At 54.6% G+C, this 23,342-nt stretch carries 20 protein-coding genes and 7 tRNA genes; 2 read left to right on the top strand and 25 right to left on the bottom strand.

What is annotated here, in order from left to right:
* Positions 1-48 precede the first annotated feature (48 nt).
* From nadD to leuS, 4 genes are read right to left on the bottom strand one after another with little or no spacing between them, the layout of a single operon-like run.
* Positions 49-714 carry a nicotinate-nucleotide adenylyltransferase gene (gene nadD / locus L466_RS05115; protein ID WP_032681426.1) on the bottom strand — a complete coding sequence of 222 codons (666 nt, stop codon included), beginning with the start codon at positions 712-714 and terminating at the stop codon, positions 49-51.
* On the bottom strand, positions 707-1,738 hold the full coding sequence (gene holA / locus L466_RS05120) for a DNA polymerase III subunit delta (protein WP_032677681.1): 1,032 nt from the start codon (positions 1,736-1,738) through the stop codon (positions 707-709). The genes nadD and holA overlap by 8 nt, the downstream gene beginning before the upstream one ends.
* A complete protein-coding gene (gene lptE, locus L466_RS05125; RefSeq protein ID WP_020884995.1) occupies positions 1,738-2,307 on the bottom strand; it encodes an LPS assembly lipoprotein LptE in 570 nt (189 codons plus the stop codon). The genes holA and lptE overlap by 1 nt, the downstream gene beginning before the upstream one ends.
* Positions 2,308-2,321: 14 nt before the next feature.
* On the bottom strand, positions 2,322-4,904 hold the full coding sequence (leuS, locus tag L466_RS05130) for a leucine--tRNA ligase (protein WP_020884994.1): 2,583 nt from the start codon (positions 4,902-4,904) through the stop codon (positions 2,322-2,324).
* A gap of 214 nt (positions 4,905-5,118) precedes the next feature.
* Between leuS and L466_RS05135 the strand changes: the two genes are divergently transcribed.
* Positions 5,119-5,601 (top strand): zinc ribbon-containing protein, encoded by a 483-nt coding sequence (locus L466_RS05135; RefSeq protein WP_025204671.1) that lies wholly within the window; start codon positions 5,119-5,121, stop codon positions 5,599-5,601.
* Between the two features lie 79 nt (positions 5,602-5,680).
* Here L466_RS05135 and rihA read toward each other — a convergent pair whose 3' ends face one another.
* From rihA to miaB, 10 genes are all read right to left on the bottom strand, one after another.
* Positions 5,681-6,625, bottom strand: coding sequence for a pyrimidine-specific ribonucleoside hydrolase RihA (gene rihA, locus L466_RS05140; protein ID WP_032681425.1), 945 nt, complete (start codon positions 6,623-6,625; stop codon positions 5,681-5,683).
* A gap of 120 nt (positions 6,626-6,745) precedes the next feature.
* The gene (locus tag L466_RS05145) at positions 6,746-7,471 is read right to left on the bottom strand and encodes an amino acid ABC transporter ATP-binding protein (RefSeq protein WP_014169127.1); all 726 of its coding nucleotides are present in this window, start codon (positions 7,469-7,471) and stop codon (positions 6,746-6,748) included.
* Positions 7,471-8,145, bottom strand: coding sequence for a glutamate/aspartate ABC transporter permease GltK (gene gltK, locus L466_RS05150; protein ID WP_014169128.1), 675 nt, complete (start codon positions 8,143-8,145; stop codon positions 7,471-7,473). Before gltK ends, L466_RS05145 begins: the two co-directional genes overlap by 1 nt.
* On the bottom strand, positions 8,145-8,885 hold the full coding sequence (locus L466_RS05155; protein ID WP_020884992.1) for an amino acid ABC transporter permease: 741 nt from the start codon (positions 8,883-8,885) through the stop codon (positions 8,145-8,147). The genes gltK and L466_RS05155 overlap by 1 nt, the downstream gene beginning before the upstream one ends.
* Positions 8,886-9,040: 155 nt before the next feature.
* Positions 9,041-9,946 (bottom strand): amino acid ABC transporter substrate-binding protein, encoded by a 906-nt coding sequence (locus L466_RS05160; RefSeq protein ID WP_020884991.1) that lies wholly within the window; start codon positions 9,944-9,946, stop codon positions 9,041-9,043.
* A gap of 331 nt (positions 9,947-10,277) precedes the next feature.
* Positions 10,278-11,816, bottom strand: coding sequence for an apolipoprotein N-acyltransferase (gene lnt, locus L466_RS05165; protein ID WP_032681424.1), 1,539 nt, complete (start codon positions 11,814-11,816; stop codon positions 10,278-10,280).
* Positions 11,817-11,821: 5 nt separating this feature from the next.
* On the bottom strand, positions 11,822-12,700 hold the full coding sequence (gene corC / locus L466_RS05170; RefSeq protein WP_014169132.1) for a CNNM family magnesium/cobalt transport protein CorC: 879 nt from the start codon (positions 12,698-12,700) through the stop codon (positions 11,822-11,824).
* A gap of 89 nt (positions 12,701-12,789) precedes the next feature.
* Positions 12,790-13,257 (bottom strand): rRNA maturation RNase YbeY, encoded by a 468-nt coding sequence (ybeY, locus tag L466_RS05175; RefSeq protein ID WP_032681423.1) that lies wholly within the window; start codon positions 13,255-13,257, stop codon positions 12,790-12,792.
* A complete protein-coding gene (locus L466_RS05180; RefSeq protein ID WP_020884987.1) occupies positions 13,254-14,300 on the bottom strand; it encodes a PhoH family protein in 1,047 nt (348 codons plus the stop codon). Before L466_RS05180 ends, ybeY begins: the two co-directional genes overlap by 4 nt.
* A gap of 164 nt (positions 14,301-14,464) precedes the next feature.
* Entirely contained in the window at positions 14,465-15,889 is a 1,425-nt protein-coding gene (gene miaB / locus L466_RS05185; RefSeq protein ID WP_020884986.1) for a tRNA (N6-isopentenyl adenosine(37)-C2)-methylthiotransferase MiaB, read from the bottom strand.
* Positions 15,890-16,025: 136 nt separating this feature from the next.
* Here miaB and ubiF point away from each other — a divergent pair, with 136 nt between their 5' ends.
* The gene (gene ubiF / locus L466_RS05190; protein WP_032681422.1) at positions 16,026-17,201 is read left to right on the top strand and encodes a 3-demethoxyubiquinol 3-hydroxylase; all 1,176 of its coding nucleotides are present in this window, start codon (positions 16,026-16,028) and stop codon (positions 17,199-17,201) included.
* A gap of 96 nt (positions 17,202-17,297) precedes the next feature.
* On the opposite strand, the gene L466_RS05195 is transcribed toward ubiF, so the two are convergent.
* The 11 genes from L466_RS05195 to nagA form a co-directional block, all read right to left on the bottom strand.
* Positions 17,298-17,372: transfer RNA gene (locus L466_RS05195), tRNA-Gln, on the bottom strand.
* Positions 17,373-17,408: 36 nt separating this feature from the next.
* Positions 17,409-17,483 (bottom strand) — tRNA-Gln (locus tag L466_RS05200).
* 44 nt (positions 17,484-17,527) lie between these two features.
* Positions 17,528-17,604, bottom strand: a tRNA-Met gene (locus tag L466_RS05205).
* A 17-nt stretch (positions 17,605-17,621) separates the two neighbouring features.
* Positions 17,622-17,696: transfer RNA gene (locus L466_RS05210), tRNA-Gln, on the bottom strand.
* A gap of 32 nt (positions 17,697-17,728) precedes the next feature.
* Positions 17,729-17,803 (bottom strand) — tRNA-Gln (locus L466_RS05215).
* Positions 17,804-17,826: 23 nt separating this feature from the next.
* Positions 17,827-17,911 (bottom strand) — tRNA-Leu (locus tag L466_RS05220).
* Between the two features lie 8 nt (positions 17,912-17,919).
* Positions 17,920-17,996, bottom strand: a tRNA-Met gene (locus L466_RS05225).
* Between the two features lie 227 nt (positions 17,997-18,223).
* Complete coding sequence (gene asnB, locus L466_RS05230; RefSeq protein ID WP_010428626.1) at positions 18,224-19,888, bottom strand: asparagine synthase B; 1,665 nt, start codon at positions 19,886-19,888, stop codon at positions 18,224-18,226.
* Between the two features lie 249 nt (positions 19,889-20,137).
* Complete coding sequence (nagD, locus tag L466_RS05235) at positions 20,138-20,890, bottom strand: ribonucleotide monophosphatase NagD (RefSeq protein WP_020884984.1); 753 nt, start codon at positions 20,888-20,890, stop codon at positions 20,138-20,140.
* Positions 20,891-20,935: 45 nt separating this feature from the next.
* Positions 20,936-22,156 carry a DNA-binding transcriptional regulator NagC gene (locus L466_RS05240; RefSeq protein ID WP_032681421.1) on the bottom strand — a complete coding sequence of 407 codons (1,221 nt, stop codon included), beginning with the start codon at positions 22,154-22,156 and terminating at the stop codon, positions 20,936-20,938.
* 8 nt (positions 22,157-22,164) lie between these two features.
* Complete coding sequence (gene nagA, locus L466_RS05245) at positions 22,165-23,313, bottom strand: N-acetylglucosamine-6-phosphate deacetylase (protein WP_032681419.1); 1,149 nt, start codon at positions 23,311-23,313, stop codon at positions 22,165-22,167.
* Between the last annotated feature and the right edge of the window lie 29 nt (positions 23,314-23,342).

Raw genomic sequence — 23,342 nt, 5'->3', positions numbered from 1 at the left:
ACCTGTCAAGGCAGGATAATCATTACGCCGCTTTTTCATGCGCCCCCGCTATGCGTCTGCGCTTTTCTGATACAACCCATGCGCGTGAATGTAGTCCAGCACAGATGATGGCAGCAGATCGTCACAGGCTAATCCCTGCTGCAGACGCTCGCGAATGAGGGTCGCAGAAATATCGAACCACGGCGTCTCTGCCAGATAAATCTTCCCGGCAGGCTGGTTGTGCAAGTCTTCAATATTGTCTGTGAGATGCGCCTCAAGCCACTGCTGGTACTGCTCTTCTCGCATGGTCAGCGGATAGCCCGGACGGCGACAGACAAGCAGGTGGCTGTTTTCCAGAATCGTTTCATACTGGTGCCAGGTGGGAAAATTGAGCAGGGAGTCCTGACCAATAATAAAGGCCAGCGGCGTGTCCGGCCCTTGCTCGGCTCGCCACTCCTGCAGCGTTTGCGACGTCCAGGACGGTGTGTTGCGGCGCAGTTCTCGCTCATCAAGGCTAAAAAGCGGTTTATCCGCGATAGCCAGAGTGAGCATCTCTTTTCTCTGCTCGCTGCTCGCCTCAGGTTGTGGACGGTGTGGCGGCACATTATTGGGCATGATGATTACGCGCTGAAGGCCGATCAGATTCGCCAGAATTTCAACCGGCTTCAGATGTCCGTAATGGACCGGGTCGAAGGTGCCACCGTACAGGGCCTGTAAAGAATGCATACTATCCATCGATAAATACGTCTGCCAGCGCCTTATGGCAGAGCAGCAGAGAGAGACTTTCCAGCTCCGCCCAGACCGACTGACCATAATCTTGTTTCAACGTAAGCTCAGCGCGCATCAGAAGCTGCACGGCCTGACGCAGCTGTTCATGACTCAGGCGGTTGATGGCCTCGGTGGTCATCGCCCGACGGTTTTGCCACACCCGATGTTTATCAAACAGCGAACGTAATGGCGTATGTGCAGACTGACGCTTGAGCGTAATCAGCAGTAATAATTCACGCTGAAGGGTGCGCAGCAAAATAACCGGTTCGCTACCTTCCAGGCGCAGCTGTTGCAGTATATGCAGGGCGCGTTTGCTTTTCGCTGCCAGCAGCGCATCCACCCAGTGGAAGGGCGTAAAGTGCGCGGCATCGTTAACGGCCTGCTCCACGCGTGGCAGTGTCAGCTTACCGTCTGGCCAGAGCAGGGAGAGCCTGTCCAGCGCCTGCGCCAGTGCCAGCAGGTTACCTTCATAGCAGTAGCAGAGAAGCTGGTTTGCGGCGTCGTCCAGCTGAAGATTGTTTTGCTTCGCTCTTGTCGCGACCCATTTTGGCAGATGGGATTGTTCAGGCGTCTGACAGGTCACCATAACCGCATTGGCCGCGAGCTGGGTAAACCAGGCCGCGTTTTCCTGCGCTTTGGTGAGCTTGTTGCCGCGCACAATAAACAGCAGATCGCTGTGCAGCAGACTGACCAGCGTTGCCAGCTGTTCATTGATGGCCGCGTTAGGGCCATTCTCCGGTAGCAGGATCTGGATGGTCTGGCGCGATGCGAAGAGGCTCATCGCCTGGCAAAGCGAGAAGAGGGCATTCCAGTCGGTGTTGTTATCCAGTTGGACGGTGTGGTGTTCATCAAAGCCCTGACCGGCCGCCGCCTGTCGGACGGCATCCAGGCTTTCCTGAAGTAATAACGGATCGTTTCCGAGAAGCAGATACGCCGCGCGCAGCCCTTCATTGAGCTGCGCGCGGAGTTGTTCAGGATACAGCCTGATCATCAGTTACCCATGGAGGCAGAAACAGGAGGCGTGGTGGCATCCGGTTTTTCGATGATGTCAGAACCCTGTTTCGTTGATGCGGCAACGCCCGGCAGCTTACGGATCAGCTGCTCTGCGGCCTTATCGTACATTTCGTTAATGATAATCTGCTGCTCGGCGTCTTTTGCCAGAGCCGTCTGCGGGTTATCGAAGAACGAACGGTACACTTTCGTGCTGATTGGGTAGATGTCTTTACCCGGGATCAGAACGGCAGCATTAACCGACAGGACCATCTGATACTCTGCGGTACGGCCGTCCTGGAAAATGGACGCCGTGTCTTTGGCTAAGGTTGAGCCCAGAACGCGCAGGGATGGAACATCCTGACGTAACGTCCCTTTCTCAATCAACTCAACATCGTTAAGACGCAGCTGGTTTCGAATTGCCCGGCTGAGTGGACCATTCGGATCCGATGAGTCGAAAATCATCGTTTTCATTTCAGCAGGCACTGCCGTGGTATTGCGCAGATGCCAGCCACAACCAGCGGTGACAAGCACCGCCAGAGATAAGAGTATTGTTGCCAGTTGTCGCACGTTTCCTCCCGCGCTTAGCCAACGACCAGATTCAGCAATTTACCCGGTACGTAGATCACTTTACGTACGGTAACGCCCTCAAGATATTTCGCAACCAGATGTTCCTGGCCTGCGCGTTCGCGAACCTGTTCTTCGGTAGCATCGACCGCCACGGTAATTTTACCGCGAACTTTGCCGTTAACCTGGACCACAACCAGCGTGGTGTTTTCCACCATCGCGGATTCGTCAGCCACTGGCCACGGTGCGTTGTCGATATCGCCTTCGCCTTTCAGCTCCTGCCAGAGGGTGAAGCTGACGTGCGGGGTGAACGGGTTCAACATGCGAACGACGGCCAGCAGCGCTTCACGCATTAAGGCACGATCCTGCTCGCCGTCCTGCGGGGCTTTTGCCAGCTTGTTCATCAGTTCCATAATAGCCGCAATTGCGGTATTGAAGGTCTGACGACGACCAATATCATCGGTCACTTTTGCAATCGTTTTATGAACATCACGACGCAGCGCCTGCTGATCTTCAGTCAGTGCCGCGACGTTCACTGCCGGAGCATCACCCTGAGAGGTGTGCTCGTAAACCAGTTTCCAGACACGCTTCAGGAAGCGGTTAGCCCCTTCAACGCCCGATTCCTGCCATTCCAGGGTCATGTCAGCTGGAGAGGCAAACATCATAAACAGACGCACGGTATCTGCGCCGTAACGCTCAACCATCACCTGAGGGTCGATGCCGTTGTTTTTAGACTTCGACATCTTGCTCATGCCGGTATAAACCAGTTCATGACCTTCGGCGTCTTTCGCCTTCACGATACGACCTTTCTCGTCGCGCTCAACGATCGCGTCAACCGGAGACACCCAGTTACGCTCGCCGTTCGCCCCGACGTAGTAGAAGGCATCGGCCAGCACCATGCCCTGACACAGCAGCTGTTTTGCTGGTTCGTCAGAGTTGACCATGCCTGCGTCGCGCATCAGCTTGTGGAAGAAGCGGAAGTAGAGCAGGTGCATGATGGCGTGTTCAATACCACCGATGTAGATGTCCACAGGCAGCCAGTAGTTTGCTGCATCGGAATCCAGCATGCCTTCCTGATACTGCGGGCAGGTGTAACGCGCGTAGTACCATGACGATTCCATAAAGGTATCAAAGGTGTCAGTTTCACGCAGCGCTGGCTGGCCGTTAACGGTCGTTTTTGCCCACTCAGGATCGGCTTTGATTGGGCTGGTGATACCGTCCATGATCACATCTTCCGGCAGGATCACCGGGAGTTGATCTTCTGGCGTTGGCATCACGGTACCATCTTCCAGCGTCACCATTGGGATAGGTGCTCCCCAGTAGCGCTGGCGAGAGACACCCCAGTCGCGCAGGCGGTAGTTGACTTTACGCTCACCGACGCCCAGCGACGCTAACTTGTCGGCAATCGCGTTGAAGCCATCTTCAAAGCTCAGACCGCTGAATTCACCCGAGTTGAACAGCGTGCCTTTTTCGGTCAGGGCTTGTGCGGAGAGGTCTGGCTCAGAACCGTCAGCCGCGAGGATGACAGGCTTGATGGTCAGGCCATATTTGGTGGCAAATTCGTAGTCACGCTGATCGTGGCCTGGAACGGCCATGACGGCACCCGTACCGTACTCCATCAGCACGAAGTTGGCTGCCCAGACAGGGATTGCTTCGCCCGTCAGGGGATGGATAGCCTTAAAGCCGGTATCAACGCCTTTCTTCTCCATCGTCGCCATGTCGGCTTCGGCCACTTTGGTGTTGCGGCACTCGTCGATGAAGGCCGCCAGTTCCGGGTTGTTTTCCGCGGCTTTCTGTGCCAGCGGGTGACCAGCGGCCACGGCCAGATAGGTCGCACCCATGAAGGTGTCCGGACGGGTAGTGTAGACGGTCAGAGTCCGATCGTCGTTCTCAACGTTGAAGGTGATCTCCACGCCTTCTGAACGGCCGATCCAGTTACGCTGCATGGTCTTGACGGTATCAGGCCAGTGATCCAGATTATCCAGATCGTTCAGCAGCTCGTCAGCGTAGGCGGTGATTTTGATAAACCACTGTGGGATCTCTTTACGCTCAACTTTGGTATCACAACGCCAGCAGCAGCCGTCGATAACCTGCTCGTTCGCCAGTACGGTCTGGTCGTTCGGGCACCAGTTAACGGCAGAGGTCTTCTTGTACACCAGGCCTTTTTTGTACAGCTCGGTGAAGAATTTCTGCTCCCAGCGGTAGTATTCCGGGGTGCAGGTCGCCAGCTCGCGGCTCCAGTCATAGCCAAAGCCCAGCATTTTGAGCTGGTTTTTCATGTACGCGATGTTGTCGTACGTCCACGGGGCAGGTGCCGTGTTGTTTTTGACCGCCGCGCCTTCTGCAGGCAGACCAAACGCATCCCAGCCGATTGGCTGCAGGACGTTTTTGCCGAGCATACGCTGATAGCGGGCAATCACATCACCAATGGTGTAGTTACGCACGTGGCCCATGTGTAGTCGACCAGAAGGATAGGGAAGCATCGACAGGCAGTAATACTTCTCTTTGCTCTCGTCTTCGGTTACTTCAAAGGTGCGCTTCTCGTCCCAGTGTTGCTGGACTTTTGATTCTATCTCTTCCGGGCGGTATTGCTCTTGCATGGCAGCCAGTGGTCCTGTTTTCAATACAGCTACAAATGTAGCCAATGGATGTGGTAATTCAGATCCGCATAGCATAGCCCAAACGCCCGCGCCAAAACAGCCTTTCGCACAAATGCGCGCGTGAGGAATTTGTCGGGTCTGTGGTTCACCTGGCAAAGCGGTGGCGAAATAAGGTCTATTATTAGAGTCAGTTACTTACCCGGGAGGCAAAATGATGAACAAGGTTGCTCAATTTTACCGAGAACTGGTGACAACACTGACGGAACGGCTGCGTAACGGCGAGCGTGATATCGATGCGCTGGTGGAACAGGCGCGGGCCCGCGTGACGCAAACGGGTGAGTTAACGCGAACCGAAGTGGAAGAGGTGACGCGCGCCGTACGCCGCGACCTGGAAGAGTTTGCGCGAAGCTACGAAGAGAGTCAGAACGAGGTTACCGACAGCGTTTTTATGCGGGTAATTAAAGAAAGCCTGTGGCAGGAGCTGGCGGATATCACCGATAAAACGCAGCTGGAGTGGCGTGAAGTCTTTCAGGATCTCAACCACCACGGGGTCTATCACAGCGGAGAAGTGGTCGGACTGGGGAATCTGGTGTGCGAGAAATGCCATCACCACATTGCAGTCTATACGCCGGATGTGTTGCCGCTGTGTCCAAAGTGTGGACACGATCAGTTCCAGCGTCGGCCGTTTGAGCCCTAAGTAAAAGCCGCCCTCTGCCTTCAGGTCAGAGGGAGGGCATCAGGCCACAGAGCAGTCTACCATGCCCGGTGGCCATCGCTTACCGGGCCTGACTGTAATAGCTGAGTCTTTCCGCCAGCAAATCCACGAACGCTTCCCGGTCGATATCCACCATCAGCGTGGTATTGGGTTGATTGCCCGTCAGTGAATAGTAGTCCACCACCGTCATACCCTGAGTGTATTTCCCCTGGGTTTCCACGCCCACCCACCGTTCTACTGTGGTAAACATCTCCGGTTTGAGCAGCCAGGCAATGGTGCACGGATCGTGCAGCGGCGCGCCGTGAAAACCCCATTTCTCGGCTTTGTGATACGCCATAAAGAAGTCCAGCAATTCTGCGACGGTTGTCGCCACCGGGTTGCCAATGGCACGAAAGCGCGCAATGTCGTGCGCCATTATTTGTGCGCGATGGGTGACGTCCAGGCCGGCCATGACAATCGGCAGGCCAGACTGGAAGACAATCTCTGCGGCTTCCGGATCGACAAAAATGTTGAACTCCGCCGCTGGCGTCCAGTTCCCGAGTCCCATTGCGCCGCCCATGATCACGATTCGGGCGATTTTACTGTGCAATTCCGGATGGCTGTTGAGCAGCAGCGCAACGTTGGTTTGCGGGCCGGTGGCCACCAGCGTGACCGGTTCCGCGCTTTCACGCAGCACTTTCGCCATCAACTCTACGGCGGTGCAGGGTTGCGCTTCAAACCCCGGTTCGGGCAGTGCCGGGCCATCCAGCCCACTTTCACCGTGCACGTTGTCGGCAATGATCAGATCGCGCATGAGCGGTTTGACAGCACCACCGGCGACCGGTATATCGGTGCGTTTGAGCAACGTCAGCATACGCAGGACATTACGCAGCGTTTTCTCCGGGGTCTGGTTTCCGGCAGAGGACGTAACGGCTTTGATGTCCAGTTCAGGGGAGGCAAGTGCAAGGACGAGGGCGATCGCGTCATCATGACCCGGGTCGCAATCGAGAAGGATAGGTTGTGCCATAGCGTGCTCCATACGTAGCATTATTTTGTGACAAGGTTAACGCTGCAATGTGACGCCGACGAGAAGAAGAGAGCTAAAGCGTGAAGCAGTGCGCAATCCGCAGATTGCGCACCGGGGAGATTAGTGCAGGATTTTGGCGAGGAAGTCTTTTGCTCGCTCGGATTTTGGATTGGCGAAGAACTCTTCTTTCGGCGAGTCTTCAACAATCTTCCCTTCGTCCATGAAGATCACGCGGTTCGCCACTTTGCGGGCAAAGCCCATTTCGTGGGTCACCACCATCATCGTCATCCCTTCGTGCGCCAGCTCAACCATTACGTCCAGCACTTCGTTGATCATCTCGGGATCGAGAGCGGAAGTCGGTTCATCAAACAGCATGGCGACCGGATCCATACACAGGGCCCGGGCAATAGCCACACGCTGCTGCTGACCGCCAGAGAGCTGCGCCGGGAATTTATCAGCATGCGCTGAGAGCCCCACGCGTTCCAGCAGCTTCAGACCTTTATCGCGCGCGAGCTTTTTATCGCGTTTCAGCACTTTTACCTGCGCCAGCGTCAGGTTCTCGATAATGGAGAGGTGCGGAAACAGCTCAAAGTGCTGGAACACCATGCCGACGTGGGAACGCAGCTGAGCAAGGTTGGTTTTCCTGTCATTGACTTTGGTGCCATTGACGAGGATCTCACCTTGCTGCACCGGCTCCAGGCCGTTAACGGTTTTGATCAGCGTGGATTTACCGGAGCCGGATGGCCCACATACCACCACCACGTCACCTTTTTTCACTTCGGTTGAGCAGTCGGTCAGCACCTGAAAGTGCCCATACCATTTAGAAACATTTTTCAGGGAAATCATTATACAGTCCTTTTCTTCAGCCAGCTGACCAACAGCGACGCGCTTAAACTAATCACAAAATAGACGCCACCCGCGAAGAGCACCATTTCGACCTGCGTACCGTCACGTTCACCGATGGTAGACGCGGTACGGAAGAAGTCTGCCAGGCTCAATACGTAGACCAGAGAGGTATCCTGGAACAGTACGATGCCCTGGGTCAGCAGGAGGGGAACCATGGCGCGAAACGCCTGCGGCAGAATAATGAGCTGCATGGATTGCCAGTGCGTCATCCCCAGCGCCAGCGCGGCGCTGGACTGCCCACGGGAAATACTCTGAATACCCGCTCGGATAATCTCTGAATAGTAAGCAGCCTCAAACATTGAGAACGCGACCATCGCGGAGATCAGGCGGATATCGGTTTTCGGCGACAGCCCCAGCACGTTTTGCAGAAAGCCGGGAACAATCAGGTAAAACCACAGCAGTACCATCACCAGGGGGATGGAGCGGAAAACGTTAACGTAGGCCGTGGCAAACCAGGCGAACGGTTTAAAGGCCGACAGGCGCATGACCGCCAGCAGGGTGCCCCAGACGATACCCACCACAATAGCAATCACGGTGATTTTTAAGGTGATCAGCAGGCCATCCAGCAGGTAAGGCATGGATGGAACGATAGAACTCCAGTCAAATTCGTACATTATTTGCCCCCCAGATTGCCCGGCAGGCGGATTTTGCGTTCAACCAGGTTCATCACCAGCATGATGAAAGTGTTAATCAGAACATAGGCGAGTGTGATCGCCGTGAAGGATTCCCACGCGTGGGCGGAATAATCCAGCAGCTTGCCCGCCTGTGCGGCCATATCCACCAGACCGATGGTCGAGGCGATGGCCGAGTTTTTCACCAGGTTCATCATCTCAGACGTCATTGGTGGAACAATGACGCGGTAAGCGTTAGGCAGCAGTACGTAGCGGTAAGTTTGTGGCAGCGTCAGGCCCATCGCCAGGCCAGCATTTTTTTGTCCGCGCGGCAGTGACTGAATGGCGGCACGCACCTGCTCGCAAACGCGCGCGGCGGTGAAGAGCCCCAGGCAGAGCATGGAAGAGACAAAGAACTGCACGTTCGGATCCAGTTCCGACTTAAACCACATGCCAATATTTTCCGGCAGCAGTTCCGGGACGACCAGATACCAGGTGAAAAATTGCACAATCAGCGGAACGTTACGGAACAGTTCCACATACAGGGTGCCGAGAGATGAGAGAAAACGGTTAGGTACGGTGCGCAAAATACCGAACAGTGAACCGACAAGAAACGCGATAATCCACGCCGTGATCGATAAGGCGACGGTAACCTGAAAACCGCTCCACAGCCAGCCAAGATAGGTGGTGTTGCCGAACGGGGCTTGTTGCAGGAATATGCCCCAGTTCCAGTCTATTGACATAATAAACTCCAGAAAAAAAAGGGTAGCAGCGCTACCCTCGAAGATTGGTGAGAAGCTCATTTTTCGCGCTGAGTGGGGAACGACCACTCAACGTATAGTCTGTCCATGCTTCCCGACAATCGAGAGGGCAGGAGATCCCGCCCCTGTTGTTCTAATTAGTTAAGAGCCTTGTCGTTTGGTGATTTGAACAGCGCTTTCATGTCGTCAGACAGTTCGAAGTTCATGTTAAGATTTTTGGGTGGAATCGGGTTCTTGAACCATTTATCGAACCATTTTTCCGCTTCACCGGAGGTCTGAACCTGAGCGATGGTGTCATCGATCAGCTTCTTGAACTGCGGATCGTCTTTACGTAGCATACAACCGTACGCTTCTTTAGATTGCGCCGTGCCGACGATATCCCAGTTGTCTGGTTTCTTCGCTTTTGCACGTTCGCCTGCCAGCAGGGCATCATCCATCATAAACGCCACAGCACGGCCACTTTCCAGGGTACGGAAAGAGTCGCCATGATCTTTCGCGCTGATGATGCGCATATCCATTTTCTTCTCGTCGTTCAGCTTGTGCAGCAACACTTCGGAAGTGGTACCGGAGGTAACAACGACGGCTTTGCCTTTCAGGTCCGCAAAGTCTTTGATCTCGCCGCCTTTCTTGGTCAGCAGGCGGGTGCCCACGACGAAGATGGTGTCAGAGAAGGCAGCCTGTTTCTGACGTTCAAGGTTGTTGGTGGTGGAACCGCACTCAAAATCGAACGTGCCGTTTTGCAGCAGTGGAATACGGTTTTGTGAAGTGATTGGAATCAGCTTCACCTGCAGGTCAGGTTTGTTCAGCTTTTTCTTCACAGCTTCAACGATAGCGTTGGAGTAATCCTGTGAATAGCCCACGACTTTTTGCGTGTTGTCGTAGTAAGAGAACGGGACAGAAGATTCACGGTGGCCGACCACGATCACGCCGTTTTTGGCAATCTTGTCGAGAGTGCTCCCGGCAGCCGGAGCATCTTCAGCGTGAACGACGCTTGCCGACATCCCCATAACCAGCATTGCTGTGGCCAGTTTACGTAATTGCATACCCAACTCCTTTCTTATCAGCGCCAGTGACGCATTGATACCCATTGTGATGTTGTTATATCTCGCGCTATGCGAGTGCAGTGTTATGCAAGCTTGTTAACATTTAGTCTGGCTTAATGTAAAGATTTTGCTGCGTTATTGTTTATTTTTGCGAAGCGCGCCGCACCAATCAGAGGCAAATATCTCTCGTTGCACCGTTTCGGTGCTACCGGTGATCTACGCTGGTGCGACGAAGTTGCACGTTAAGCCAAACTGCGTTTACGTGGGGAAATAAAGCAAGAGACGTGCCAGAAATGCCCTCTCCCAACGGGAGAGGGGAAGGGAGGGGAAATTATCGACGACGCTGACGCAAGCTCATCAGCACCGCGCCAAATCCGAACAGCGCGGTCAGGATCCACAGCGGCCAGTTGCCGGTGCGGGCATAAGGCGTCAGGCCCGTCGCAGGCGTGACGTTGGTCGTCAGCACTTCACGGGTGAACTGCGGGATCATGGCCTGGATTTCGCCCTGCGGGCCAATCACGGCGGTAATGCCATTGTTGGTGCTACGCAGCAGCGGGCGCGCCAGCTCCAGGGAGCGCATCCGCGCCATCTGGAAATGCTGCCACGGGCCAATCGACTTACCAAACCAGGCATCGTTGGAGATAGTCAGCAGGAAGTCAGTGTCCGGACGGAAGTTATCGCGCACCTGCTCGCCGAGGATAATTTCGTAGCAGATGGCCGCCGTCAGGGCAAAACCGTGCGCATGCAGCTGGGGCTGAACGTACGGGCCACGGCTGAATGAGGACATCGGCAGGTCAAAGAACGGTGCTAACGGGCGCAGAATGGACTCCAGCGGTACAAATTCGCCAAACGGTACCAGGTGATTCTTGTTATACCGGTCAGTGGAGTTGTAGCTGTATTCGCTGTCTTTACCCAGCGTAATGATGGTGTTGTAGGTGTCGTAGCGGTTCTGCTGATTCAGACGCGCATCGACAATCCCGGTAACCAGCGTACTGCCGCGAGCCAGCAGTAGATCGTTCATCATGTTCAGGAACGGCTGCTGGTTAATTTCCAGATCCGGAATCGCCGACTCTGGCCAGATGATCAGCTGCGATTTACCCATGACCGCCTCGGTGGCGTTAGCGTAGATCTTCAGCGTGTTCAGCAGCTCTTTCTCGTCCCATTTCATTGACTGAGGGATATTCCCCTGCACCATTGAAATCTGTGTAGTGCGCTCTGGCACCAGGCTGTACCACTGGATATAACGCAGTGGGAAAGGCAGGGCAACCAACACCAGCGCCACGACCAGCGTCTTCCAGTTATGTGTGACAAGCGCCAGGACCAGCAGTCCGCTCACCACCATCAACAGGAAGTTAATCGCTTCAACGCCCATTACCGGAGCAAGCCCCTTTAGCGGGCCATCAATCTGACTGTAACCGAACTGCAGCCACGGGAAGCCAGTCAGTACCCAGCCGCGAAGGAACTCGGTAATTTGCCAGACAACCGGCGCAGCAATGGCAACGCGCAGCCAGGTGGTTTTTGGCCACAGGCGAGAAAGGATACCCGCGAACAGACCGGTATAGAGCGAGAGATAAGCGGCCAGCAGTACCACGAGGAAGACGTTAACGGGTCCTGGCATACCGCCAAACTGAGCGATGCTGACATAGACCCAGTTGATGCCGGAGCCAAACAGCCCCAGTCCCCAGAAGTAGCCAATCGCTGCCGCCTGGACGGGACGACGATTCAGGGTTAAACCCTGAAGTCCCATCAGGGAGAGAATGGCTGCAGGCCAGATATCGTAAGGAGAAAAAGCCAGCGTTCCGCTGGCTCCGAGTAACAGCGCCAGCAGCAGACGTACGCGCTGGCGTTCAAGTAATGGGGCAAATGCCATTTACATTAATCTTCCAGTTTTGGCACCGGTGAGTCGTCCGGCGTTCTGACATGAACCTGTATAATACGTCGGCTGTCGGCCATTGCCACTTTGAACTGGTAACCGTCGATGTCAACGGTCTCGCCGCGTGCCGGAAGGTGGCCAAAGGCCTGCATCACCAGCCCGCCAATAGTATCGACCTCTTCATCGCTGAAATGGGTACTAAAGGCGTCGTTAAAGTCCTCAATCGAGGCCAGCGCGCGAACGGTCCAGGTGTGACGGCTAAGCTGACGGAAGTCGATATCCTCTTCTTCGTCATACTCATCTTCGATTTCGCCCACGATCAGCTCAAGGATATCTTCGATCGTGACGAGACCGGAAACGCCACCAAATTCATCAATAACAATCGCCATGTGGTAGCGCTGAGAGCGAAACTCTTTCAGCATCCGATCCACACGTTTACTTTCCGGCACAACCACGGCCTGGCGTAACACTTTTTCCATGCTGAAGGCTTCGGCATCGCTGCGCATAAACGGCAGCAGATCTTTCGCCATCAAAATCCCTTCAATGTGATCTTTATCTTCGCTGATGACCGGGAAACGCGAGTGTGCGGATTCGATGATCACATCGAGGCACTCGTCCAGAGTCTGGTTACGTTTCAGGGTGATCATCTGCGAGCGGGGGATCATGATGTCGCGAACGCGCTGGTCGGCGATGTCCATTACCCCTTCGAGCATTTCGCGCGTATCTTCATCGATAAGGTCGTTTTGCCCGGAATCACGAATCAGCTCCAGCAGTTCGTCACGGTTTTTAGGTTCGCCGTGGAAAAGCTGGTTCAGAATGAGGGAGAAAAATCCCTTTTTGGTGTTTGTCGTGTCGCTACTGTGTGAATTGTCGTCGCTCATGGCGTTTGTTAAGGGTTCTCTTGTTAGTTCAACGTTTACCGCCGCGCTATTTCCCTACGCGGCGGCATGTTAGTCAGTCGGTCGACTGACTATTCTTTCTCGGCAATGTACGGATCCTCATAGCCCAGAGCAAGCATTATCTCTGTCTCGAGGGACTCCATCTCTTCCGCTTCGTCATCTTCAATATGGTCGTAGCCGAGCAGATGCAGGCTACCGTGTACCACCATATGCGCCCAGTGAGCTTCCAGCGGTTTTTGCTGCTCTTTAGCTTCCTGTTCCACGACCTGGCGGCAGATGATCAGATCGCCCAGCAGCGGCATCTCAATTCCCGGTGGGGCTTCGAAGGGGAAAGAGAGCACGTTGGTCGGCTTATCTTTCCCGCGGTAGGTCAGGTTAAGCTCATGGCTTTCGGCTTCATCCACCAGACGAATCGTGACTTCTGATTCTTCCTGAAACTGGGGGATAACCGCATCCAGCCATTTCTGAAACTGCGCCTCTTCTGGCAAACCGGAATTATCGTCACATGCCAGTTGTAAATCGAGGATCACCTGACTCATTTTTGTTCTTGCTCCTGCGCTTCGCGCTTACGTTCTGCGGCCAGTTCGGCCTTACGCTTCTGATCTGCTTCTTCCCATGCTTCATAAGCGTTAACGATGCGCGCCACAACCGGGTGACGGACCACGTCTTCGCTGTGGAAGAAGTTAAAGCTGATTTCGTCGACGTCGGCCAGCACTTCAATGGCATGGCGCAGACCCGATTTGGTGCTGCGCGGCAGGTCAATCTGCGTGACGTCACCGGTAATGACCGCTTTTGAGTTAAAGCCGATACGTGTCAGGAACATTTTCATCTGTTCGATGGTGGTGTTCTGGCTTTCATCGAGAATAATGAATGCATCATTCAGCGTACGGCCGCGCATATAGGCGAGCGGGGCAACTTCAATCACGTTACGCTCAATCAGCTTCTCAACTTTCTCAAAGCCGAGCATCTCGAACAGTGCGTCGTATAACGGACGAAGGTAAGGGTCAACCTTCTGGCTCAGATCGCCTGGCAGGAAGCCCAGTTTTTCACCCGCTTCCACCGCCGGACGGGTCAGCAGGATGCGACGAATCTCCTGGCGTTCGAGCGCATCAACCGCCGCGGCAACGGCCAGATAGGTTTTACCCGTACCCGCCGGGCCCACACCGAAGGTGATGTCATGGTCGAGAATGTTGGCGATGTACTGCGCCTGGTTTGGCGTACGCGGCTTAATGACGCCACGTTTGGTCTTAATATTGATGGCCTTGCCATAGTCCGGCACACTTTCTGCGCTTTGCTCAAGCACGCGCGCCTCTTTGATCGCGAGGTGGATCTGTTCTGGCTCGATATCCTGTATTTCACCGCGCATTGGGGCGGTATCCACATACAGGCTACGCAGAATATCCGCAGCGGCGTTGACGCAGAGAGGGCGTCCGGTGAGTTTGAAATGATTATCGCGACGATTGATTTCGATACCCAGACGTCGCTCCAGTTGTTTGATGTTGTCATCAAACGGCCCGCACAGGCTCAGCAGGCGAGCGTTGTCTGCTGGCTCAAGGCTAATTTCACGCGTATCTATGTTCAAACTGTTCCTCTTTGATTGTTTAACTGACCCGGTGCCACCTGGCGTAATAAAACGGTCATTACCGAAATTATTCACGCCATAGAATAAAGGCGCAAGCGTTGCGGAAGATATTGGGGGCGATGAGAGGAAATACAAGGCCTGCCGAAACGGCAGGCCGGATGGCGTTATGGCTGGTAAATACCGACGCCAGCGTCGCTTTCTTTGCGGGTGCGGGACATGACGGATTCCGGCGACTGTGCGATGCGCAGACCCATTTCGTCTTCGGTACGGACCACTTTCGCGCGCAGGGAGTTGGTCAGCACGTCGACAATCTCCACGTCCACAAATTTACCGACCATGTCTGGCGTGCCTTCAAAGTTCACGACGCGGTTATTTTCGGTGCGTCCTGACAGCTCCATAATGCTCTTACGGGAAGTGCCTTCCACCAGAATACGCTGGACGGTGCCGACCATACGACGGCTCCAGGCGTTGGCCTGCTGGTTGATACGCTCCTGCAGAATATACAGACGCTGCTTTTTCTCTTCTTCCGGCACATCGTCGACCATATCGGCCGCAGGAGTACCTGGACGCGCTGAGAAGATAAAGCTGTAGCTGACGTCAAAATTCACTTCGCCAATGAGCTTCATCGTGCGCTCAAAGTCATCCGTGGTTTCGCCCGGGAAGCCAACGATAAAGTCGGAGCTAATCTGGATGTCAGGACGGGCTTCACGCAGCTTGCGGATGATGGATTTGTACTCCAGTACCGTATGTGGACGTCCCATCAGGTTCAGCACGCGGTCGGAACCGCACTGAATCGGCAGATGCAGGAAGCTCACCAGCTCTGGCGTGTCGCGATACACATCAATGATGTCATCGGTAAATTCCATCGGGTGGCTGGTGGTGAAGCGAAGGCGGTCGATGCCGTCGATCGCGGCCACCAGGCGCAGCAGTTCTGCAAAGCTGCCGGTGGTACCGTCGTAGTTCTCGCCGCGCCAGGCGTTGACGTTCTGGCCCAGCAGATGAATTTCACGCACACCCTGTGCCGCCAGTTGCGCCACTTCAAACAGAATGTCGTCGGTCGGACGGCTCACTTCTTCGCCGCGGGTATACGGTACGACACAATAGGTGCAGTACTTGTTACAGCCTTCCATAATGGAGACGTAGGCTGTTGGACCATCCGCGCGTGGTTCTGGCAGACGGTCAAATTTTTCGATTTCCGGGAAGCTTACGTCAACCACCGGGCGGCGATTCTCGCGAACGGCGTTGATCATCTCCGGCAGGCGGTGCAGCGTCTGCGGGCCAAAAATAATATCAACATAGTGAGCACGCTGGCGGATCAGTTTGCCTTCCTGCGAGGCCACACAGCCACCCACGCCAATGATCACATCGGGTCTTTTGCGTTTGATAAGCTTCCAGCGGCCCAGTTGATGGAACACCTTCTCCTGCGCCTTCTCACGGATCGAACAGGTATTGAGCAGCAACACGTCCGCTTCGTTCGCGTTGTCAGTCAGTTGATACCCGTGCGTGGCATCCAGCAGATCGGCCATCTTGGATGAATCGTATTCGTTCATCTGACAGCCCCAGGTTTTTATATGGAGTTTTTTTGTCATCGACTTGCTCATGCTCAGGAATGCAGGGCGCGTATTGTAATGCTTTGCTGCGGTTGTGACCAGTATGAAGGTTGTCAACCTCAAGACCGAAAAAATCCGGTAAACTTAAGGTATATACCATTAAGGATAATTGACCATGACTCTCCAACAAACCGAAATTGCCGTTGTCGGCGGCGGTATGGTCGGCGGCGCACTCGCGCTGGGGCTGGCGCAGCAGGGATTTGAGGTGACGGTTATCGAGCAGGCTGCCCCTGTTGCGTTTGACCCGATGGCAAAGCCGGATGTGCGAATTTCAGCTATCAGCGCCGCCTCTGTCGATCTACTGCGCGGGCTGGGCGTCTGGGATGCCGTGCTCGGGATGCGCGCGCACCCTTACAGCCGTCTCGAAACCTGGGAGTGGGAGAATGCGCATGTCGCGTTTGATGCCGCTGAACTGAAGCTGCCCCGTCTGGGCTATATGGTGGAAAACACGGTCCTCCAGCTGGCGCTCTGGCAGGCCCTGGAGGCGCATCCGAAAGTGGCGCTGCGCGTCCCGGCGTCACTTAACGCACTGCATCCCCACGAAGGCGGGTATTTGCTTGAGCTGGATAAGGGTGATGAGCTGGCCACGAGGATGGTTGTCGGAGCGGATGGTGCCAACTCACAGGTCAGGCAAATGGCGGGAATTGGCATTCATGCCTGGCAGTACCAGCAGGCGTGCATGCTGATCACCGTGCAGTGTGAGAATGACCCGGGTGAGAGCACCTGGCAGCACTTTACCCCGAACGGCCCGCATGCCTTTTTACCGTTGTTTGATCGCTGGGCGTCGCTGGTGTGGTATGACAAACCGGCGCGCATTCGTCAGTTGCAGGGGCTTTCAATGGAGCAGCTGCAGCGAGAGATCCATCAGCACTTCCCACGCCGTCTGGGCAACGTCATGCCGGTTGCCGCCGGGGCGTTTCCGCTTACCCGTCGCCATGCATTGCAGTATGCCCGTGCAGGGCTGGCGCTGGTGGGGGATGCGGCACACACCATTCACCCGCTGGCGGGGCAGGGCGTGAACCTGGGATACCGTGACGTTGAGGCTTTACTGGATGTGCTGGGCAATGCGCGCGCTCACGCGGAGGCCTGGGCCAGCCATCCGGTACTGAAACGTTACCAGACGCGGCGCATGGCGGATAACTTTATCATGCAGTCGGGGATGGATCTGTTTTACGCCGGCTTCAGTAACGATCTTGGTCCGGTGCGCATTCTGCGTAACATTGGGTTGATGGCGGCGGAGCGTGCCGGTGGGCTGAAGCGTCAGGCACTGAAGTACGCGTTAGGCATTTAATCTGAGTGCCTTCTCCCGCGGGAGAGGGCTTTCGGATGCGGTACATAATCCAACAAAAACAAAAAAGCCCGCAGAGCGGGCTTTTTTGTTACTAAGTGGCTGGGGTGCAGGGATTCGAACCCCGGAATGCTGGTATCAGAAACCAGAGCCTTACCGCTTGGCGACACCCCAATTGCGTTAAACAATGTGCTTAACGACTTTTTAAATTGGCTGGGGTACGAGGATTCGAACCTCGGAATGCCGGAATCAGAATCCGGTGCCTTACCGCTTGGCGATACCCCAACAATTTTTTCTCGTCTACCGAATCATTCGACAGATGATTAATTTGGTGGCTACGACGGGATTCGAACCTGTGACCCCATCATTATGAGTGATGTGCTCTAACCAACTGAGCTACGTAGCCAGTAATGCAATCTTCGATGGCTGGGGTACCTGGATTCGAACCAGGGAATGCCGGTATCAAAAACCGGTGCCTTACCGCTTGGCGATACCCCAATACCGCGGAGAACCGCAAAATCGAAGAAATATGGCTGGGGTACCTGGATTCGAACCAGGGAATGCCGGTATCAAAAACCGGTGCCTTACCGCTTGGCGATACCCCATCCGTGCAACGCTTACCTGGGAATGGTGCGGGAGGCGAGACTTGAACTCGCACACCTTGCGGCGCCAGAACCTAAATCTGGTGCGTCTACCAATTTCGCCACTCCCGCAAAAAAGATGGTGGCTACGACGGGATTCGAACCTGTGACCCCATCATTATGAGTGATGTGCTCTAACCAACTGAGCTACGTAGCCATCTTTTTTTCGCGTTACCTTATCGGCGTTGCGGGGCGCATTATGCGTATAGACCCTTGCAGCGTCAACACCTTTTTCAACGAAAATAGCCGGAATGTGACTGTTTGGTTAGGTTGCGAACAGCGTGACCGAATATTCGGCAATTATTGGTTATTTATCGTTTTTGGGGAGTGAAATAGGGGGCAAAAAAAATCAGGCCCCGCAGGGCCTGATTGGATGCTTTTCGATTACTTATAGGCAGACTGGTGTACGCCTACCGCACGTCCTGATGGATCGTTCATTGACTTGAAAGATTCATCCCATTCAATGGCTTTAGCCGAAGAACAGGCAACGGACGGGCCGCCCGGAACACACTCCGCCGCACTCGGCACCGGGAACAACTCTTCAAAGATTTCACGGTACAGATACGCTTCTTTGGAGCCTGGTGTGTTGTACGGGAAGCGGAAGCTCGCGGTTTCCAGTTGCTGATCGGAAACCTGTTTTGCCGCCACCTCTTTCAGGGTATCGATCCAGCTATACCCGACACCGTCAGAGAATTGCTCTTTCTGACGCCATGCCACGCTCGCCGGCAGGTAGGATTCGAAACATTCACGCAGGATATGTTTCTCCATTTTGCCGTTGCCGCACATTTTGTCCTGCGGGTTGATGCGCATTGCCACGTCGAGGAATTTCTTATCCAGGAAGGGAACACGCGCTTCCACGCCCCAGGCAGACATCGCTTTGTTGGCGCGTGCGCAGTCAAACATATGCAGCGCCTGCAGTTTACGTACTGTCTCTTCATGCAGCTCTTTAGCGTTCGGCGCTTTGTGGAAATAGAGGTAGCCGCCAAACACTTCGTCAGACCCTTCACCGGAGAGCACCATCTTGATGCCCATCGCTTTGATCTTACGCGACATCAGGTACATCGGCGTGGAAGCGCGAATGGTGGTCACATCGTAGGTTTCGATGTGGTAGATAACATCGCGGATCGCATCCAGGCCTTCCTGCACGGTGAAGTGGATCTCATGGTGCACGGTACCGAGATGGTTTGCCACTTCCTGCGCGGCTTTCAGATCCGGTGCGCCTTCCAGGCCCACAGCAAAGGAGTGCAGTTGCGGCCACCAGGCTTCTGAACGTTCCTGATCTTCAACACGACGCGCGGCGAATTTCTTGGTGATCGCGGAGATCACGGACGAGTCCAGCCCGCCGGAGAGCAGTACGCCGTAAGGCACATCTGACATCAGGTGGCTTTTAACAGAATCTTCCAGCGCCTGACGCAGTTCGGCTTTATCAGTCACGTTGTCTTTAACCGCATCATAGTCGAACCAGTCGCGCTGATAGTACTGACGGATCTCGCCGTCTTTACTCCACAGGTAACTTCCTGCCGGGAACTCTTTAATGGTGCGGCAAACCGGCACCAGGGCTTTCATTTCTGAGGCGACATAAAAGTTGCCGTGTTCATCGTGACCCATATACAGCGGGATAATACCAATATGGTCGCGGCCAATCAGATAGGCATCTTTTTCGCTGTCGTACAGGGCGAAGGCAAACATACCCTGCAGATCATCGAGGAATTCCGGGCCTTTCTCCTGATACAGCGCCAGGATCACTTCACAGTCAGAACCGGTCTGGAAGGCGTAACGGTCGCCGTACTCGGCGCGCAGCGCCTGATGGTTATAGATTTCACCGTTGACAGCCAGCGCGTGTGTTTTTTTCTCGTTATACAGCGGCTGAGCACCGGCGTTGACGTCAACAATGGACAGACGTTCGTGTGCCAGGATGGCTTTATCGCTGGCGTAAACGCCGGACCAGTCCGGGCCGCGATGGCGCATCAGGCGGGACAATTCGAGTGCCTTTTTACGCAGTTCGCCTGCGTCAGTTTTAATATCCAGTACGCCAAAAATTGAACACATAACCTTCTCCGTTAACCCTGTTGCTTTGTAATGTTGCTTGCTTATGAAAATGCCGCAAAGGGGGAGGGCGCGCAAGGGTTTTACGGGATAAAACGGAAATAGTGCAATGCTGATTGCCGAATAGTGAAAAACGAGCACGTCATGAACGCTTTTATTGATGATTATGCAATAAATCGGCTGTTTTGTTAGGTGTGGGTTTGTTTATCGGGCGTGAAAATAAAAAACCACGCGCTGAGGCGTGGTTTGGGATCAGATAATATCAATTTCTTCGACGGAGGGATAAATCCAGCTCGGCCGGAAGGGCATGGCGTCAATATCGTCGAGGGTGGAGACACCGGAAAGCACCAGAATGGTTTCCAGGCCCGCCTGGAATCCGGCCAGGATATCGGTGCGCAGGTTGTCGCCGACAATCACCGTTTCTTCAGAGTGGGCCTGCATCTTGTTCAGCGCAGCACGGATGATCCACGGGCTGGGCTTGCCCACGTAGAATGGTTTCCGGCCAGAGATCTTTTCGATACCGGCACACAGCGCGCCGCAGGCAGGGTAAAAACCACGGCCGTGGGTATCCGGGTTGGTGGCAATAAAACGCGCACCGTTGGCAACAAAGTAGGAGGCTTTGTGCATCATCTCCCAGTTATAGGAGCGCGTTTCGCCAACGATCACAAAGTCCGGGTTCACATCTGTGATGGTAAACCCTGCCTTATATAACTCGTGGATCAGCGCCCCTTCACCCACCACGTAGGCCTTTTTTCCTTCCTGGCGCTTGAGGAAATCAGCGGTGGCCATGGCAGAGGTATAAAACACGCTGTCCGGCACGTTGACGCCTGCTGTGGCAAAGCGGTTTGCCAGGTCCTGACCGGTCTGAGAAGGGTAGTTCGTGAGAAGAACCAGAGGCATTCCTTTGTCGATGATGCGGTGAAGAAATTCCGCAGCACCTGGTACAGCAACGTTGTCGTGCATCAGCACGCCGTCGATATCACAAATTACATTCTTAATGGTCATGGACATTCCGACATCAAAAAAAGAAGGCGTTACTATAAGACCCGATCAACTTTCCAGCAAATGTTGCAACAGAATACCGTTGAGCATGGCGCGTTTAACCAGCGCAAATGCGCCTATCGCTGAGCGATGGTCAAGCTTAGAACGAACGACGGGAAGGTTCTGGCGGAAGGCTTTCAGCGCCTGAGTGTTAATGCAGCCTTCAATGGCGGGCAGCAGGACCTTCTCGGACTCCACAATCTCACCGGCGATCACCACTTTTTGCGGGTTAAACAGGTTGATGGCGATGGCGATGGTTTTACCCAGATGGCGACCCACCTGCTCAATAACTTCACAGGCCAGCGCGTCGCCTTTGTTGGCGGCTTTGCAGATAGTCCCTATCTTGCAATCGTCCAGCGTGACGCGGCTCTGGTAACCCTGTTCAAGCAGATGGCGCACCCGCTGTTCAATCGCCGTGTTGGCGGCAATCGTCTCCAGACAGCCAAAGTTTCCGCAGTGGCAGCGTTCGCCAAGCGGCTCTACCTGAATATGACCAATCTCACCGACGTTACCGTTGCGGCCAATAAAAATGCGGCCGTTAGAGATGATGCCTGCCCCTGTCCCCCGGTGTACGCGCACCAGAATCGAATCTTCACAATCCTGGCTCGCACCAAAGTAGTGCTCTGCCAGGGCCAGTGAGCGGATGTCGTGCCCCACGAAACAGGTCACTTTAAAGCGTTTTTCCAGCGCATCTACCAGCCCCCAGTTCTCAACCTTTATATGGGGCATATAGCGGATCACGCCGCTTTCGGGGTCCACCAGGCCTGGCAGGATCACCGAGATCGCAATCAGTTCACGGATTTTGCGCTGACAGCTCTCGATAAAGTGTTCAATGGTATTCAGCAGCGCGTGTTCCAGCGTCTCCTGAGTGCGCTCCGGAAGCGGGTAGTGTTCTTCCGCGATGGCTTTGCTGCTCAGATCATAGAGCGTAAGCGTGGTGTCATGACGACCAAGACGGACGCCGATCGCCTGAAAATTGCGGGTTTCGGTAATAATGGAGATGGCGCGGCGGCCTCCGGTAGAGGCCTGCTGATCGACTTCTTTGATCAGTCCGCGCTCAATGAGCTGACGGGTAATTTTTGTCACGCTGGCGGGAGCAAGCTGGCTTTGTTCGGCTATCTGAATGCGCGAGATTGGTCCGTGTTGGTCAATCAGACGATAAACCGCCGCGCTGTTAAGTTGTTTAACGAGATCGACATTACCGATTTGAGCTTGTCCGCCTGGTGTCATACTTTTACTTACTCAGTGACGACCTCGTTACCATTAACGATGGTCTTGATAATTTTATAATCGTGTGTGAATGCCGTCAGGTTTGCAACCATACCTGGTGCAATTCCGCCAAGCTGTTTATCTACGCCCATCGCGCGCGCAGGATAAAGGGTCGCCATACGCAGGACTTCATCAAGCGCAATCCCGCAATGTTCAACCAGGTTACGCACCCCTTCAATCATCGTCAGGGAGGAACCACTCAGCGTACCGTTTTCATCAACACACAGTCCATTGCGGTAGTATATTGTTTTACCGGCAAAAATGAACTGCTCAATATTTGCCCCTGCCGGTGCGGTGGCATCGGTTACCAGACAGAGTTTGTCACCTTTCAGGCGCTTGGCGTTGCGAATGTTGGTGTAATCGACGTGCAAGCCGTCAGCAATAATGCCGCAGTAAACGTCCTGCTCATCGAGAATTGCCCCGACCAGCCCAGGTTCACGACCGGTGATATACGGCATCGCGTTGTACAGGTGCGTCGCAAAGGTAATGCCGGCGCGGAAACCTGCTTTCGCTTCTTTTTGCGTTGCGTTTGAATGGCCCGCTGAAACGACAATCCCGGCGGCGGCCAGTTTGCTGATAACGTCAGGTCCCGCGATTTCAGGAGCCAGCGTCACTTTGGTGATCACATCGGCGTTGGCACACAGGTAGTCGACCAGCTCAGCGTCAGGTTTACGCACGTAATCCGGGTTATGCGTCCCTTTTTTCACGATGTTCAGCCACGGTCCTTCAAGATGCAGACCCAGCGCCTGATTAGGGTGTTTTGCCAGGTAGTCGCGCATCACGCGGATACCCTGTTTCATGAGCTCATCACTGCTGGTGATGAGGGTTGGCAGATAGCTGGTGCAGCCCGATTTCTCGTTGGCTTTCTGCATGATTTCCAGCGTGTCGACCGTCACCGCCTCCGCGGTATCATTAAATTGCACACCGCCGCAGCCGTTCAGCTGTACGTCGATGAAACCGGGGGAGATTACTGCTCCATTGAGTGAGCGCTGTTCAATCCCCGGCGGCAGTTCTGCCAGCGGGCAAACACGTTCAATCAGGCCATCGGCGATAACAATCGCATGGTCATCCAGAATATCATGGCCGGTATAAATCCGACCGTGGGTTAAAGCGTACATAACGACCCCCGGTTAAAAAAAGCGGCCGC

Source organism: Enterobacter sp. BIDMC 30, from assembly GCF_000534355.1.
GTDB lineage: Bacteria > Pseudomonadota > Gammaproteobacteria > Enterobacterales > Enterobacteriaceae > Enterobacter > Enterobacter ludwigii.
Note: the sequence above shows the minus strand (reverse complement) of the source record. Positions and strands in the feature narration are given on the sequence as shown.